The sequence below is a fragment of the Nonomuraea sp. 10N515B genome (assembly GCF_052245915.1).
In the GTDB taxonomy this organism is placed as follows: Bacteria; Actinomycetota; Actinomycetes; order Streptosporangiales; family Streptosporangiaceae; genus Nonomuraea.
Genome location: NZ_JBQQBQ010000079.1, coordinates 20,395 through 37,004, shown reverse-complemented (window position 1 = coordinate 37,004; position 16,610 = coordinate 20,395). Strand labels below are relative to the sequence as shown.

Genomic DNA, 16,610 nt, shown 5'->3' with positions numbered 1-16,610 from the left:
CGTTCACCCGGAAGGTGCGTCCGTTCTGTGCGATGTTCATGATCTCAGCAGTCAGATCATCGCAGGTCGGAGGCACCTTCTTTTAGTTATCGATCTTCAGAACGAAATACCGGCTGAATAGCCGAGGTCGGAGCTGGCTGAGATCGGGAAGCACGCCGAGATCGATGAGCAGTGTCTATGCCGCTGGCCGCTGCAGGCGAAGTTGTTCGCCAAGGCGGCGACCCGGCCGGCTCGACAGAAGCCTCGCAAACCCAACCCAGGCTCAGGGGATCACCTTCACCGTCGACCGAGGCGAGGGGGCGGAGCCGCTCGTGCTCGAGCTTGGAGTCCAGCTCGCCCAACGAGACCCGCTCGACGCGGAGGACGCGTGCAAGGAGGCAGACGCGGAACTGCGTCATGTGGCCAGGGTCTTCTTCCATGGCACCGCACCAGCGGCCCCCTCACCCTGAGGAGCACCCCGCGGCCGCGTGCCGCACCAACGGAAGGTGGCGGCCGGGACGTGGCTGCCACCTCCCGTCGGTGGTGGTCAGCGGCAGAAGCCGAAGACCTGTGTGGTGACCATGGTGTGGTCGGAGGTGATGTTCGGCCTGGCGGCGCCTTGCCTGATCGAGGTGCCGACGTGGGTGAATTCCCGGCTCATGATGGTGTCGTGGTGTTCCTTGCTGTTCATCCACCAGCGCACCGCCGTGCGCGCGGTGGCTCCGCTGTCCCAGTCGGCGTAGACGTTCTCCCCGACCATCCAGGTGCCGGTCGGGCAGTAGTTGGCAGCTTTGGCACGCTGCCCGACTTCCCACTTGGTCTGCGGGTGGATATGCCACTCTTTGTTCTTCGGGTCTTTGGGGTCGTCGATCCACCACTTGAGGCGCTTGGCCTCTTTCACGAGCGAGTCGGCGGCCTTGAAAAGGCGATAGCTCTGCTGGAGCGCCGGCAGCCCGGCCTTCTTGCGCTCCGCGTTGATCAGACAGCGCATCGCGTTGCCCGCGAACGCCTCATTCAGCGTGACAGCGGCCTGCACCCTGCTCGCGCTCCAGTCCGGGTTGCGCAGCCGGTACCACCGGTGGGTCCGCACCGTGTTGTCGGCGAAGGCGCAGGACGCCTCCACAGCGGTGCGGGTGGTGCCGGCCGAGGCGGCGGTGCCGCCGACCGCCAGGGGGGTGACGGCCAGCGCGGTGGCAAGCGTGACCGTCGCCGTCTTGGTCGTGAAGGTCATCAGTGCTCCTCAGGGTCGCTCACTTCCCTGAGGGTGCGACCCGACCGCTGACCCTGTCATGAGTAGCCCCTACCTAATCACTGGCCAGCGTTCTGCCCGCCTCGTTGTCCTGGCGCACGCCTCTCGCGGATTCGTCGTCGCGGGCGATCAGCAGTGTCCTGGACAAGTGAGGCGTTCGCGGCCGCCGGCCTCCCCGCGCCGGTCCCACCCGGCGGGCTGGTCCACAGGTCACCGCTGTACAAGCAGGTCGGGCGGCACTTCGACGCGATCTCGTTCGATCCGGCACAGGTACGCACGATCACGCCGTCCGGGTACAACGAGGCGCCGTTCGTATGAAACCGCAACGGCACCTATTACTTCATGTGGTCGGAGAACGAGACCCGCAGCGAGGACTACCGGGGCGCCTACGCCACCGGCTCCACACCGCTCGGGCCGTGGACCAAGCGCGGCGTCGTGCTGCAGAAGCGGCTGGATCTTGGGATCAAGGGCACCGGCCACCACTCGGTGGTCCGCGCGCCCGGCACGGACACCTGGTACGTCACCTACCGCAAGTTCATCGACGTCGATCTCTGCTGATCTCTCGATCGGTCGTGAGTCTCTGCCGAGAAGCTCATGCCTCGGCCTCATCACTTTCTGGTCCGACTGTCTCGGACCCGCTGCCGGGCGTGATCGAGCACGTCGAAACGTCGTCCTGGACTCCCAGAGGCTGCTGAGCCTCTTCACTACCGCGTCTAGGATAAGTGGTCATGCTCTCCACCCCGCTGGAATCCCGAGTCGCGCAGGCGGCCGAGGCCGCGCTGGACGCACAGGGGTTCGTGGACCCCATCGGCGTGCTCGCCGGGATGGGCTGGCTCACCCCCGGCGGGATCGAGCACTGGCGGCGCGCCCGCGTGCCGTATCTGGAGAAGATCGTCGACGCCAACCTCGGCAAGCTGTCCAGCGCGTTGCGCATCCTGCGCCGCTGGGCTCAGGCCCGTGAGCTGAGACCGAGCGAGACCGTCTACCTTTCACGCACCCGCGATCGCCGTCCGCTGCGCTTCTCCAAGACCGGAGATCGAGGTTTGGAGCGCGCTTACCGGACCCATTGGGTGCCGGAACGCCGGTGATGCCGTTCATCGCCCTCCTCGACCTGCTCGAACGGCAGTGGGCCGCGCAACTGCGTCAGCTGTCGCTGGTGTCGGAAGCCGACGTTCCCGAGGAGATGGCGACGGCGGCGGCCGAAGCGCTCGGGCACGTCTACGGCCATGAAGAGGTCGCCGTCCGCTGGCCGGCCTGCGTGGCGGTCTCGCTCACCCACATGGCGGCGGCCGGCGAGGCGTTCTGGCCTCGCTGGAGGGTGGCCACCAAGCGCCGGGGCAACGCAGCCGGCTGGGGTAAGGCCTTCCTGGCCGCGCTGGACGTCTTTGGGCTGCCGCGTGAGGCCACCGCCACCCAATCGATCATGCTGCATGCCGGACGACCGGTGCCGGAGCCTCCCCGGCGCCTCCTCGACCCGTTCGGCGGGGGCATCTCCGGGCCGGAGGGAGAGGACCTGCTCGTCTTCGCCGAGGACGGCCGCGAGCTGACCGGGGACCTGCCACCCGGTCCGGTCTGGGTCGCTCATCGCCGCGACGGCGTGCTGACCTCAGATGGCCCGCTGCGCACGATCGCCGAGGGCCTGCTGCCCTTTGGCTGGGAGCACTGGCGGCTGGCGCTGGTCTCGCTGGAGGGTGGGAGCTGGCTGGCTGCGGCCTCATCTGGGGCCGACGGCCGCAGGAGGCCGGTGCGGGGCAAGGCCGGGCCACGGCTGCTCCCGGGGGAGGCCATCGGCGGCGTCAGCACACCGGACGGCTCCGCCGTACTGGCTGGGCTGCCTGCCCTGTGGCTGCCACGGGGTGACTGGCGGGTCACGGTGGGACGGTCGGGCGGTACAGCACAGCGAGCCGACCCCGCCGACCCGTGGGCTCTCCTGCCCAGGCCCTTACTCGGGACCTTTACCGTGACGGTCTCGGGTGCGGATGGCCGGCCCAAACGGCACACTGTCACCATCGTCGAGGGGCTGCGGGTCCGCTACGACCCGCCGATCCGGCTGTTCGAGGGAGACGGGCTGGCTCCGGCGGACGTGTCCTTCCACACCGGTCCTGGGCTGACAGCGACGCCGCAGGCGCTCACCTTCACCGCCGCGCAGACGACGCGCCCGCTCACCTGCGTGGCGTCCGGGCGCCCGCTGGCGCTCACCGTGCGCCCACCGCACATGCGGGTGCGCGTGGATCAGCAGTGGCACACAGCGCCACCCCGCCTGACGCCGGAACATCGGTGGCTGCGGCTGGACGTGCCCGGCCTGACCAAGCCGCCCATCGAGGTGATCGCGGGCGACGGCGCCGTACAGGAGTTGACCGCGCACGCCCGCGGCGACTATCCGCTCGTGCGCCTGCGGGACACCGTGCTGGCGCACGGTGAGATCACTCTGCGGGTACGGAACACTACTCTGGCCACAATGTCTCCTCCGCAACGAGCCACACCAGATCCATGGCTCTGCAACGATTGACCCATGGATCCCCTCGCCACCAGCGCGCTCATCACCGGCACCTACCGGCGCTACCTGCGCTCGCTGCTGCCCGTGCGCGAGCCTGCGATCGCCGAGGCGCTCGCGGAGCAGATCGAGGCCAGTCCGCTGCTGACCAAAGGGCCCCTGCTTGAGGCCACCCCGCCCTACCGGACGGGCGCGACTTTGCGCGAGCTGATCGGCCAGCGGGTGCTGGATCCCGCCTTCGCCACGCTCGGCAGCAGGGCGCTCCCGCTGGACCGGCCGCTCTATCTGCATCAGGAGCAGGCGCTGCGCAAGGCGGCGACAGGCCGGAACCTCGTGGTGGCAACCGGCACCGGCTCGGGCAAGACGGAGAGCTTCCTGCTGCCGATCCTGTCCGCGCTGACCGCCGAGGGCGACCCGCCGCCCGGGGTGCGGGCGCTGATGCTCTACCCGATGAACGCGCTCGCCAACGACCAGCTCAAACGGCTGCGGGACCTGCTCGCCGCCGCGCCGCAGATCACCTTCGGCCGCTACACGGGCGACACCCCTGAGCGGGCCCAGCAAGGTGCTGCTCTCTTCGAGGAGCTCAATCCCGGCCGGCCCCGGCTGCCCAACGAGTTGCTCAGCCGCGAGGAGATGCGGGCCACTCCCCCGCATCTGCTGCTCACCAACTACGCGATGCTGGAATACCTGCTGCTCCGCCCCGACGACCTGGAGCTCTTCGAGCACGCCGAGCGGTGGCGGTTCGTGGTGCTGGACGAGGCGCATGTGTACGACGGCGCCAGGGCCGAGGAGCTCGGGATGCTGCTGCGCCGGTTGCGTGACCGGGTGGCGCCCGGGCGCAGGCTGCAGGCCATCGCGACCAGCGCCACGGTCGGCGACGAGGGCGCGGCTGTTCTGGACTTCGCCGCGAGACTGTTCGACGCGCCGTTCGACGATGCCGACCTGGTGACCGCCACCCGGGTGGAGATGCCATCCGGGCCGTTCTGGGGGCCGCTCACCGCAGCCGACTACCGCAAGCTGGCCGTGAGCGAGGATCCGGCGGCCGAGCTGGTCCGCCGCTCCGGGATGTCGCACGCGGGTACGGCTCTCGCCCACGAGCACGCGATGGCCACCCTTCGCGGCAGCCTCGCGGCCGGACCGAAGCCCATCGCCGAACTGGCCCGGCTGATCTTCGAAGAGCAGGAGGAGCCGGACGAGGCGCTGGCCGCGCTAGTGGCAGTGGGCGCGCGGATCACCGACGGCGCGGGCAGTCCGGTGCTGTCGGCTCGCTATCACCTGTTCGCCCGGGCCACCGAGGGCGCCTTCACCTGCCTGACCGGCCCGCACGTCGCGCTCGGCCGTCATGAGAGCTGTCCCACCTGCTCCAGCGCCGTCTTCGAGTTCGGCGCGTGCAAGCGCTGCGGCGCGGTCCACCTGATGGGCGCGGTCGAGCCGGCCGGTCGGCGGTTCACCCCCAGGGTGAGCGGGATGGAGTCCAGGGTCTGGCTGCTGCTCGGCGACACGCCCGAGCTGGCCGACGAGGACGACGAGACCCTGGAGGAGGGGCCGGAGACCGAGGCGCAGGACGCCTTCCTGTGCGGCAGGTGCGGCGCCCTCCACGCGACTGCGCAGGGCCCCTGCTGCGCCGGCGGCGCGCTGCGTCCGGTACGCCGGCTGAAGACCAAGGCCAGCTCGCCCAGCGGTTGCCTGGCCTGCGGGGCCCGCGGCGCCGGGATGATCCGCCTGTTCGAGAGCGGTAACGAGGCCGCGGCCGCGGTCCTGGCCACGACGCTCTACCAGGCGCTGCCGCCCATGCCGGAGCAGGAGGACCGGCCGGGCGGCGGGCGCAAGCTGCTGACCTTCAGCGACAGCCGTCAGGCCGCCGCCTACTTCGCTCCCTACCTGGAGTCGAGTTATGCCCAGATCCAGCAGCGCAAGCTGATCCTTGACGGTCTGGGCCGCGCCGTACGCCGCGACGACGACGCCACCGTCGACGACCTGGTGGATGAGGTAGTCGGGGCGGCCGGGGACGCGGGCGTGTTCGAGCGCCGCGCCTCGCGCCAGCAGCGGCGGCGCACGGTGGCGCTGTGGGTGATGCGCGAACTGGTGGCCATGGACGAACGCCAGTCGCTGGAGGGGCTCGGGCTGCTGCGGGTCGAGCTCGACAGGGAGCCGGGCTGGCGGCTGCCCGCACCCCTGCTGGAGCTGGGGTTGAGCCCGGAGGAATGCTGGTCGCTGCTGGGCGAGCTGGCCCGCTCGCTGCGCCAGCAGGGCGCGCTGACCATGCCGGAGGAGGTCGATCCGCGCGACGAGCTGTTCGATCCCCGCCGTGGTCCGATCTACGTGCGCGGCGACGGCGCCGAGGCCAGGCTCAAGGTGCTCAGCTGGCTGCCGACGCGAGGCGTCAACCGCCGGCTCGACTACCTGCGCAGGGTACTGGCCGCGCTCGGGTCCGAGGCGGACGCGCGGGAGATCCTCGACGGCTGCTGGAGGCTGCTCACCTCGCTGCGCGACGGCTGGCTGAGCTCGGCGGCTCTGCCCAGGCTCGGCCAGGTCTTCCAGCTCGATCACACCTGGCTGAAGCTGTCGGCGGCCGGGGCGATCCACCGGTGTGGCCTGTGCCGCAGGATCAGCGCCGTCACCGTGCGCGGAGTCTGTCCCACGCTCGGCTGCGCGGGCACCCTCGCGCCGGCGGAACCCGACCTCGACGATCACCATCGGATGCTGTACCGCTCCATGGCGCCGGTGCCGCTGCTGGCCAGGGAGCACACCGCCCAGTGGACCGGGCTGGAGGCCGCCGACATCCAGCAGCGGTTCCTGCGCGGCGAAGTCAACGTGCTGTCCTGCTCGACCACCTTCGAGCTGGGCGTCGACGTGGGCGAGCTGCAGGCGGTCATGCTGCGCAACATGCCGCCGGCCACCGCCAACTACATCCAGCGGGCCGGGCGAGCAGGGCGGCGCACCGACTCGGCCGCGCTGGTGCTGACCTACGCTCAGCGGCGCTCGCACGATCTGTCCCGCTACCAGGAGCCGGAGGCGATGATCGCCGGGCGGGTGCGCGCGCCGTACGTGCCGCTCGGCAACGACCGCATCGACCGGCGGCACGCGCACTCCGTGGCGCTGGCCGCCTTCTTCAGGGACGCCAAGGAGAGCTCGGGCGTGGTGTGGAAGACGGCCGGCGGCTTCTTCCTGTCCGGCGCGAGCGCGCAGGTCAAGGCCTATCTCACGCCGGTGCCCGACGGGGTGCTCTGCTCGCTGCGCAGGGTGCTGCCCGCGCCGGTGCAGGTGCAGATCGGCGTCGACTCGGGCGCGTGGGTGCGCGACCTCGCAGACCTGCTCGAGCAGGTACGGCTGGAGCTCGCGGCAGACATCGAGGCCTTCGAGGAACGCAGGAAGGAAGCCTTCGACAAGCGCCGCAGCGATCTGGCCGCCCGCTACGAGCGAACAATCAACACGCTGACCCGCCGATCCCTGATCGGTTACCTCGCCAACAGGAACGTGCTGCCCAAATACGGCTTCCCCGTCGACAGCGTCGAGCTGCGTACCGCGCACTGCGACAGCCAGGTGGGCGCCAGGCTGGAGCTGAGCAGGGACCTGTCCACCGCGATCTACGAGTACGCCCCTGGCTCCGAGGTGGTGGCGGGCGGCGTGCTCTGGCGCTCCGCAGGTGTCTACCGGCTGCCGGGGCGGGAGCTGATCAGCCGCACCTACGCGGTCTGCCGTACTTGCCAGCACTACCGCGAGGGCGACGAGACGCTGGAGGCGGCCTGCCCGGCGTGCGGCAGCGCGGGCGAGGGCGCGCCGCGCCAGTACTACGTGCCCGAGTTCGGCTTCGTCGCCGACCACCGGACCGCGAAACCGGGGACCGCGCCGCCGAGGAGCGCCTGGCACGGCTCCACTCACATCGTCTCGCTCGGCGAGGAACTGGCCGAGCGCCGGTGGACCTCCTCCAGCGGGGCGTCGGTGTGGTGCAGGTCGGGGTCGCGCGGACGGCTGGTCATGCTGTCGGAAGGACCGGCCGGAAGCGGCTTCCTGATCTGCGACTGGTGCGGCTGGGGCACGCCGAACCGGGGCAAGACGGCCAAGTCGCACGTCAACCCGCTGCGGCAGGGCGAGTGCACGGGGCCGCTGCGCTGGCGGTCCCTGGCTCACAGCTTCGAGACCGACCTGGCCGAGCTGCGCTTCGAGGCGCCGGGGCTGATCTCCGCCGCTCACTGGCGTTCCTCCCTGTACGCCCTGCTCGAAGGGGCGGCCGACGGGATGGAGATCAGCAGGAACGACCTCGACGGTGCGGTCAACCCCGGCGCCGACGGGCGAACCGGGTTGGTCGTCTTCGACACGGTGCCCGGCGGCGCAGGCGCGGCGCTGCGCGTGGCCGATGCGCTCGACGTGGTCGTCGAGGCGGCGCTGCGGCGGGTCGCCTCGTGCGACTGCGGCACCGAGACCTCCTGCTACGGCTGCCTGCGTACGCGGCGCAACGAACGCCACCACGACGAGCTGAGCCGCGGCGCGGCCCTGCACGTCCTGGGCGGACTGCGCGACCTGCGGGTGCAGGCCTCCGCATCGCTCCAGAACCGATGACGCCGCGCGGAGTTGTCGGTCGTGTACGCCATGCTGGATGAGCCTTGAGACCTCCTGAGAGCCGGATGGGACCAGTGAACTTCGAAGACGCACCTGGCGCGTTCGGGATCGACGCGTTCACGCTCGACGACCGGATGCGGCTGTTCCACTTCGCCGCGGCGGAGAAGCGCCTGGAATACCTGTGGGTGCTGCGTGCTTTCGACCGCGGGCGGGCCAACTACCAGGTGCTGCTGCACGCCTCCGGCGTACGCGATCTGCTTGACGAGCTCGGCGCCCCAGAGGTGGGCGATGTGCAGTCGCTGCTCGACTCGCTGAACGACTGGCAGCTGCTTGACCGCAGCTACGACGGCACCAGGGCGGCCAACCTGGCCGAATACCGCAACAGGCACTACATCTACCAGTTCACTCAGGCGGGTTATCGCGCTTATCGCGCGGTGGAGGAGGTGCTCGGGGCCAGGCTGGAGGACGCCCAGCTGTCCAGGCTGATCTTCCCCGACATTCTGGCCGACCTGGAGGCGCTGGCCGAGGCCAACAGGAGCGGTGACGGCGACGAGGTCTATCGCAAGCTCAGCCGCTTGGACCACGTCCTCGGCGACATGGCGCAGCGGGCCGCCCGCTTCTACCTGATGCTGGGCGACCTGGCCCGCACCAACGACACCAGGCCAGAGGTGTTCCTGTCGCACAAGGACTCGTTGCTCACCCATATGCGCGAGTTCACCGCCGAGCTGGCCAGGTTCACGCCCCGGCTGGCGCGAGCGGTCCATGAGGTGGCGGATACCGGAGTGGACCGGCTGATCGCGCACGCGGTCGCGGCCGACGACCGGATCTTCCGCGCGCCCGGCGAGCGGGAGGATGACTGGCGGCAGCGCTGGGCGGGCCTGACCCACTGGTTCGGCGACGGCGTGCACAGCGAGGCCGAGCGGCTGCAGAGCGCGACCGTCACCGCGATCGCCAACGTGCTCGCGTTGCTGCGCCGGGTGACCGAGGCGCGCAGGGGCGGAGTGAGCAGGGAGAGCCAGCTGCGGCACCTGGCGCAGTGGTTCACCTCGTGCCCCGACGACGAGGCGGCGCACGGCCTGTTCCAGGCCGTCTTCGACCTGGGGGGCCCGCGGCACCTGTCGGTCACACACGAGGATCCCGAGCTGATCCCGGCGCGGCGGTCCTGGTGGGACGCGGAGCCTGTGCGCCTGGCCAGAGGGCTGGTCGAGGCAGGCAGGGAGCCACGCATGTCCGGGGCCACCGCCAGGATCGAGCGCAACGACGCCCAGCGGCAGTGGCTGCGCGCCGAGCAGCTCAAGCTGGCCAGGCAGCGGCGCGACGCGGCCGCCTCGCTGGCCGGAGACGGCGTCTACGAGCGGGTGCTCGACGAGCCTGAGACCGTCACTCTGCTGAGCCTGCTCGATCACGCACTCAGCTCCCGGGTGGCGACCAGCCGCCGGGTCACCGCGGGCGGCTCCGCCCATGGCGTACGGCTGACGCTTCACCCCTGCGAGGGCTCCACCACCGTGCGGACCGTACGCGGGCGCCTGCACCTGAATGGCATGCGGCTGGAGGTGTCGAGGTGAGTGTCGCTGAGCAGGTGAGCCCGCTTGAGCTGGCCGACTACCAGCGGGCGGTCCGGCTGCTGCTGGCCCATCCGCTGATCACCGAGGTCCATCCGAACAGGGCGGCGCTGCCGCTGGTCCGCCGGTGGGCCGCCCAGCTGCGCACCGACCTGCACGAGTTGCTCGGCTACCGCCTGGTGACCACGGCCAACACCGCGCGGCTGTTGCGGGCGCAGGACGACCTCGATCTCACCCGTCCTGCCATGACCAGGACCGACCGGCCCTTCGACCGGCGCAGATACGCCTACCTGGTGCTCACGCTGGCGGCTCTGGGTCGATCAGGCACCCAGATCGCGCTCAGCGAGCTGGCCGAGGCCGTCGCCGCCGACGCGACCAGGATCGACGGCCTGGGCCTCGACACCGAGCGCAAACCCGACAGAGACGCCTTCGTCGACGCGGTGACCTGGCTGACCGAGCGCGGCGCGCTGGCGCTGGCCGACGGCTCCGCCGCCGACTGGGCCAGCAGTCCGGACCGGGCCGAGGCGCTCTACGACATCGACCGTGAGGTCGTCTTCGCGATCTACCGGCCGAGCCGGGTGCTGCAGCATCTGGGCTCGGTGACCGGGCTGCTGGAGACCGATCGCGGCCTCGTGCAGGGCGTGCACCGCATCCGCGAGGCCGCCGCGCGCAAGGCCAGGCGGCTGGTGCTCGAGCGGCCCGTCGTCTACTACGCCGACGTCAGCGAGTCGCTGCGCGGCCAGCTGCGCCACCCCGGCCTGGCCGAGGACCTCGAGCGGCTGATCGGGCAGGCGGTGGAGCGCCGCGCAGAGGGCTTGGCCCTGATCGACACCTCGGGCCGCCTGTCCGACATCCGCTTCCCCAGCGGCGGCACCCCGTCCCAGGCCGCGCTGCTGCTGTCCACGCGCATCGCCGCGCAGGTCGCGAAGGGAACGCTACCGACGATGCCCGCGCCGACCGCGGCCGAGCGCACCGAGGCCAGTGCCGCGAGGATCGACGCGGGTCTGCCACTCCGAGGCGTGGTGGCCGAGCTCACCGTGGCGGAGCCTGGCACCGAGCCCGAGCCCGAGCCCGAGCCCGCCGAGAGCGCGCTCTACCCGTTCCTCACCGACGCGTGGCTGAAGGGCGCGATGAAGGACCTCATGAGCACCTATGGCTCCGCCTTCGCCGTCGCCTGGCGCGGCGACCCCGACCGGCTGCTGCGTGAGGCTCTACGCCTGCTGTCGGCGCTCGGGCTCGTCGCCCGCGTCGAGGGCGGCGTGCTCGCGCTCCCCTTGCTGGCCCGCTACCGGGCCACGACGGCCGAAATCAAGCCACGACCCACCAAGGAAACATCGTGACGCGCTACGTGCCCACCCGGGCCGGGATCATCAACCTGTGGGACTACCGGGATGAGGAGTTCACCTTCGCGAACGGCTGGCTGATCCTGCGCGGCCCCAACGGCTCGGGCAAGACCAAGGCGCTGGAGGTGCTCTTCCCGTTCGTGCTCGACGGGCGGATCGACCCCAAACGGCTCAACCCGTTCGCCTCAGAGGACCGGACGATGAAGTCCAACCTGCTCTTCCGCGGACAGGACACCGCGCTCGGCTACGTCTGGCTCGAGCTGCGCCACCGCGACACCGGCCAGGCCGTCACCGTGGGCATCGGCCTGCACGCCCAGCGCCACCGCGACGCCCCGGTGCGCTGGCACTTCGTCGCCGAAGGCCGCGTCGGCGAGGACTTCTCGCTGCTCACACCCGACGACCGGCCGATGACCAGGAAGCAGCTCGTCGAGGAGCTGGGCGAGCATGCGCTCACCGCCTCACCGACCGACTACCGGCACGCGATCGATCAGCGGCTGTTCGGCCTGGGCAGGGAGCGCTACGAGCAGCTGATCACGCTGATCCTGACGCTGCGCCGCCCGCAGCTGGCCAAGAACCTCGACCCGGGCAAGCTGTCCGACACCCTCACCGACGGGTTGCGTCCCATCGACGACGAACTGATCGCCGAGGCGGCCCGCTCGTTCGACGACATGGAGAGCGTGGCGCGGACCCTGGAGGGGTTGATCGCCGCCGACGAGGCGACGCAGGCGTTCCTGTCCAGCTACACCACCTACCTGCGCACGCACTCGCGCTGGGCGGCCGACGCGCTGACCCGCCGCCGCGACGACGTCGCAACTCACCGGGGAGCGCTCGAGGCCGCCACGCGCACGCTGACCGCAGCCGAGCGGCAGCAGGCGGAGGCCGAGGCGGCCATGGTGGCGGCCGAGGAGACGCTGGCCGGCCTGCGCGCCCGGCTGGAGCAGCTCAGGAGCAGCGCCGCCTACCAGGCCGTCGAGCAGCTCGCCGACCTCGAGCGGCTGGTCAGGACATGCGCGGAGACGGCCGCCACCGTCGTCACCGAGTTGGAACGCCGGGCCGCCACCACGCAGAAGGCCCGCGTCCAGCTGTCCTCGGCCCAACGCGACCTGACCGAGCTGGCGGCGGCGGTCTCCCGCACCTCAGCCGACCTGGCGGCCGAGGCAGCCGCCGCTGGCATCCTCTGGAGTCCCGGCGACGCTGAGCGCGGCGGCTTCGCCGATCGAGTGGGCAGCCGGGTCGCCGCCAGGGCAGGCGATCTGCGGGCAGTCCGCGAGGCGCTCGCCACGGTGCAGAAGGCCGAGCAGGCACGCGACCTGGCCAAGGTGGCGCTCGATCAGGCCATGACCGCGCTCGCCAGGGCGGAGGCCGCCGAGGCCGAGGCGGCGCAGGCGGTGGCCGAGGCACGCGATCACGCCAGGGAGCAGCTCGCCTCCTGGGCCGAGCACCATCGCTTCGACGTCGCACCCCTGGAGGCGGCGCTTGAGCGGGTGGGTGAGCCGGATGCTCCCGGACTCGACATGGTGTTCGCGGGGCTGACGGCGGCTGCCGCACAGGATCTGCGTGACACCCTCGCGCGGCTGCGCGCGGAGCGGTCCGCTGCGGAGGACGAGCGCGCGCGGGTCGGCGCCGAGCGAGCGCGGATCGCGGCGGAGCACGATGACGCGCCGCTGCCCTGCGCAGCTCGTACGGCTCCCCGCGAGGCCAAGGCAGGTGCACCGCTGTGGCGGCTGGTCAGGTTCGCCGATCACGTGTCACCCGAGCAGGCCACAGCGGTCGAGGCGGCGCTGGAGGCGGCCAACCTGCTCGACGCGTGGGTGACCCCGACGCCTGTGAGCGTGGCGGCCGGGGATTCCGAGGGCTACCTGGAGCCTGGCGTCCCGGTCACGCCCAGCCTTGCCGAGTTGCTGGTTCCCGAGGAGGGCACGCCGGTCTCCCCTGAGCGGATCACCGCGATCCTGCGTTCCGTCTCGCTCGGCGGGCAGAGTCCGACGATCACTCCCGACGGGCGGTTCGCACAGGGTATCCAGGTCGGCGCCCATCACAAGGAGCACGCCGAATATGTCGGAGCCACCGCTCGGGCGCGCCGCCGTGCCGTACGTCTTGCAGAATGTGACGCCAAGCTGGCTGAGCTGAGCGACACCATCACCGGTCTTGACCGGCAGCGGGCAGGCGCCGAGTCGGCGCTGGAATCCATCGATGCGGCGCGCGCCGCGCTGCCCAGGACCGGGCCGATCGCGGCCGCCCTGCACGAGCACCAGGGGGCAGCCGGTCGTCTGCGAGCCACCAGGGACAACGCCGACGAGGCGCAGAGCGGCTACGACGCGGCCGTGGCCGCGTGCGGCGCGACCGAGCGGGCCCTACGCAGGGCCGGAGCCGAGCACGCGCTCGACCCCGAGCAGGTCGAGGAGGTGGCGCAGGCCCTGCGGCGCTTCGAAAGCACGGCGGCCGCGCTGTCCGGTCGCTGGCGCGAGGAGGCGCGGCAGCGTGAGGCCGTCGAGGAGGCCACCGAGCGGCTGGAATCGGCGGCCGACGACGAGGCGGCCGCTGAGCAGAGCGCGGTGACGGCGCGGCTGCGGCACACCGAGGAGGCCGCCAGACTGGAAGTCCTCCAGCAGACCATGGGCGCGGAGGCGAGCCAGGTGCTGGCCGAGATCGAGGCGGCGGAAGGCGGCATCGTGGCCGCGTCCAGGGCGGTCGAGTCGGCCAGGAACGCCGAGCGGACGGCGCTCACCGAGACCGCCACGGCCCGCGCCCGGCTGGCGGCCGCACAAGAGTCCTTGCAGGTCGCGGCGGGTGAAGAACGCCAGACGGCCAGAGGGCTCGCGCCCTTTGCCCAGCGTGAGCTGCTCGACGTGCTCAAGTGTCCGCCAGGCCTGACCTGGCCCGCGCAGGAGGCCGACTGGCTCGGCGAGCAGCTGCCCGACGCGGTGCGTGCCGTACACGAGGCGATCCTCTCCGTGACCCGCGACCTGACACCAACCGAGATCTCGCTCAAGCAGTCGACCACTCGCCTGACCAAGGCGCTGGACGACCTGCAGGCGCAGCTCACCGCCGCCGGACAGGACTACCGTCCGGAGTGGGACGGCGCCGACGGGGTGATCGTGGTCAGAGTCGCCGACGAGGACGGTCTGCTGCCTGTGGGCGCCTTCGCCGCGAAGATGGCTGAGGCCCGCCGCGACCAGCAGCAGCTGCTCAGCGAGTCCGAGCAGCGCATCCTGGAGGACGCGCTGCTCACCCGGCTGGCTCAGCAGATTCACGACCGCACGGTCGATGCCCGAGACCTGATCAGGCGGATGAACACAGAGATGCGTTCGCGCAAGATGTCCTCCGGCACCACGGTCGGGGTGAGCTGGCAGCTCGCCGACAACCTGGAGGAGGAGCAGCGGGCGGTCTGCGGGCTGCTCGACGCCGACGCGGCCAGGCTCGGTCCCGATGAGCTGAGCCGGATGCGCGCCCACTTCGCCACCCAGATCAAGAACGCCAGGGCGCGCGAGCGCGAGCTGCCCTACCGCGAGCTGCTCACCAAGGTTCTCGACTACCGCCGCTGGCGGCAGTTCACCTTCCAGCTCGTACGGCCCGGCGGCGCGGAAGAGCGGCTCACCCGCGCCAAGCACAGCCGCCTGTCCGGAGGCGAGCAGTCGGTCTCGCTGCACCTGCCCCTGTTCGCCGCCGCCCACGCCATGCTCAACTCGGCCAGACCTGACGCTCCCCGGCTGCTCGCGCTGGACGAGGCGTTCGCCGGGGTCGACGACACGGGGCGCAGCGAGCTGATGGGCCTGGCCGCCCAGTTCGACCTCGACCTGTTCATGACCGGCTACGACTTGTGGGCCACGCACGCGGCCGTGCCCGCCGCGGCCCACTACGACCTGGCTCACTCGCCCGTCGAACATACGGTCAGCGCCCTGCTGCTGGTGTGGGATGGAGCCGAGCTGCTTGCAGACGACACCGGCGAGCTGACCGCCGCGCTCGGCTCCCCCGGAATGCGGCGGGTGCCCGTTGGTTGATCTCCCCGACCGCCTCCTGACGGCCGCTCGCCGTCGCCTGGAGCGCACCGGAGGAGCGCTGGAGGGCTCCATCGGGCTGACCGCGCCCACGGACGATGAGCGGCGCGCCATCATCGGCATCACCGGGATCTATCGCCCGGAAGGCGTCAAACGGCTCACCGTGTCGCTGGCCGACCTCGACGCCGCGATCCCAGGCGGGCTGCTCCGGGCGCTGGGCGGCCAGGTCAGGGACAGAGCGGCGGAACGTGCTGCTGAGGAGGCAGCCAGGGAGGGCCTGCTGGCCACCCCCTCCAAACATGTGGGAACCCCCTGGTTCGCCGACTGGCTGGCCGCGATGAGCGCCGACGGCACCCTCACCCGCCTCATCCGGCGCGGTGACGGCCACCTGATCCGCCAGGCGTGCGCCGTGCTCGACCTGCTTCCTGCGTCCTTCGTCCCGCTGCCGGTGCTAGCCGAGGCTGCCACAGGAGACACCAAGGCGCTCGGCCGTGGCAGCCCGCTGGCCACGCTGGTGCTGCGCGCGCTCGCTCTGCGCACGTCCGGGGAGCTCTCGCCGCGCGAGCTGTGGGAGTCGGCCGGAGTGATCGTCGACGACCTGGCCAGCCAGGTGCTCGTGCTCAATGTCAGGACCCGCGGCGGCACCGTGGTGTCGCGCTGGCTCGATGACGCCGCCGCGCACGGCATCCCATTTCGCCTCACCCTCCAGCAGCAGGTCGAGTACGAGATCGTGCCGGACGTCGAGGAGGTCTTCGTCTGCGAGAACCCCGCGGTCCTTCGCGCCGCCGCTGCCGAGCTCGGCACGGCGTCGGCCCCCCTGGTCTGCACCGAGGGGATCCCCTCGGCAGCCTGCCACAAGCTGCTCACCGCATGCACCCGGCCGCGCTGGCGAGCCGACTTCGACTGGACCGGGCTGCGCATCCTCGCCTCTGCCCAACTGCGGCACGGCGCGATCCCCTGGCGGATGGGTGCGGCCGACTACTCCGCCGGGCTGGAGCTGGGCGAATCTACCCCACTCACCGGCAGCCCCGCGGCCAGCCTCTGGGACCAGGCCCTCGCCGACGCGATGGCCGCCGCCGGCCGCGCTGTTATGGAGGAACGCCTCATCCCCGCACTCCTCGCCGACCTGACGCGAACTGCGTGAACGGCTGCCCTACTGTGTTCATGCGGCGGCATAGTGCATGAATGCGACGGAAAACCACATCCATGCACGTCAAGCAGGATGCACATCGCGTCCGAGATGGACTGCAAGTCATCCTGGCGCGCGGGCGAATCGCCGGGCGACGGCTGCTCAATGGTTGCTCGTAGCGGTTGGGCCCAGCACGCGAATGCGCCTGCCGGCGTCCTCGAAGCCGCTGCCGTATCGATCGCCTGGCCGCGCAGCCCATCCGCTCGCACACAGGCTGATAGTGGGGAGGAAGCGAC

At 71.2% G+C, this 16,610-nt stretch carries 10 protein-coding genes and 1 pseudogene; 10 read left to right on the top strand and 1 reads right to left on the bottom strand.

What is annotated here, in order from left to right:
• Nucleotides 1-311 precede the first annotated feature (311 nt).
• Nucleotides 312-449, top strand: coding sequence for a hypothetical protein (locus ACTWQA_RS52150; RefSeq protein WP_443166260.1), 138 nt, complete (start codon nt 312-314; stop codon nt 447-449).
• A 77-nt stretch (nt 450-526) separates the two neighbouring features.
• Here ACTWQA_RS52150 and ACTWQA_RS52145 read toward each other — a convergent pair whose 3' ends face one another.
• Nucleotides 527-1,210 carry a CAP domain-containing protein gene (locus ACTWQA_RS52145; RefSeq protein ID WP_443166259.1) on the bottom strand — a complete coding sequence of 228 codons (684 nt, stop codon included), beginning with the start codon at nt 1,208-1,210 and terminating at the stop codon, nt 527-529.
• A 153-nt stretch (nt 1,211-1,363) separates the two neighbouring features.
• Here ACTWQA_RS52145 and ACTWQA_RS52140 point away from each other — a divergent pair, with 153 nt between their 5' ends.
• The 9 genes and pseudogenes from ACTWQA_RS52140 to ACTWQA_RS52100 all read left to right on the top strand — a co-directional run bounded on the left by ACTWQA_RS52140 (nt 1,364) and on the right by ACTWQA_RS52100 (nt 16,329).
• Nucleotides 1,364-1,546 carry a hypothetical protein gene (locus ACTWQA_RS52140; protein ID WP_443166258.1) on the top strand — a complete coding sequence of 61 codons (183 nt, stop codon included), beginning with the start codon at nt 1,364-1,366 and terminating at the stop codon, nt 1,544-1,546.
• Nucleotides 1,547-1,561: 15 nt separating this feature from the next.
• Nucleotides 1,562-1,786 (top strand): annotated as a pseudogene (locus ACTWQA_RS52135) (family 43 glycosylhydrolase); the annotation flags it as partial.
• Between the two features lie 170 nt (nt 1,787-1,956).
• On the top strand, nt 1,957-2,316 hold the full coding sequence (locus tag ACTWQA_RS52130; RefSeq protein ID WP_443166257.1) for a hypothetical protein: 360 nt from the start codon (nt 1,957-1,959) through the stop codon (nt 2,314-2,316).
• Complete coding sequence (locus ACTWQA_RS52125; protein WP_443166256.1) at nt 2,316-3,737, top strand: hypothetical protein; 1,422 nt, start codon at nt 2,316-2,318, stop codon at nt 3,735-3,737. The genes ACTWQA_RS52130 and ACTWQA_RS52125 overlap by 1 nt, the downstream gene beginning before the upstream one ends.
• A gap of 3 nt (nt 3,738-3,740) precedes the next feature.
• Nucleotides 3,741-8,282, top strand: a complete 4,542-nt coding sequence (locus ACTWQA_RS52120) for a DEAD/DEAH box helicase (RefSeq protein WP_443166255.1) — start codon at nt 3,741-3,743, stop codon at nt 8,280-8,282.
• Between the two features lie 74 nt (nt 8,283-8,356).
• The gene (locus ACTWQA_RS52115) at nt 8,357-9,847 is read left to right on the top strand and encodes a TIGR02677 family protein (protein ID WP_443166254.1); all 1,491 of its coding nucleotides are present in this window, start codon (nt 8,357-8,359) and stop codon (nt 9,845-9,847) included.
• On the top strand, nt 9,844-11,184 hold the full coding sequence (locus tag ACTWQA_RS52110; RefSeq protein ID WP_443166253.1) for a DUF2398 family protein: 1,341 nt from the start codon (nt 9,844-9,846) through the stop codon (nt 11,182-11,184). The genes ACTWQA_RS52115 and ACTWQA_RS52110 overlap by 4 nt, the downstream gene beginning before the upstream one ends.
• Nucleotides 11,181-15,188 (top strand): TIGR02680 family protein, encoded by a 4,008-nt coding sequence (locus tag ACTWQA_RS52105; RefSeq protein ID WP_443166252.1) that lies wholly within the window; start codon nt 11,181-11,183, stop codon nt 15,186-15,188. Before ACTWQA_RS52110 ends, ACTWQA_RS52105 begins: the two co-directional genes overlap by 4 nt.
• A complete protein-coding gene (locus ACTWQA_RS52100) occupies nt 15,181-16,329 on the top strand; it encodes a TIGR02679 family protein (RefSeq protein ID WP_443166251.1) in 1,149 nt (382 codons plus the stop codon). The genes ACTWQA_RS52105 and ACTWQA_RS52100 overlap by 8 nt, the downstream gene beginning before the upstream one ends.
• Nucleotides 16,330-16,610: the final 281 nt, after the last annotated feature.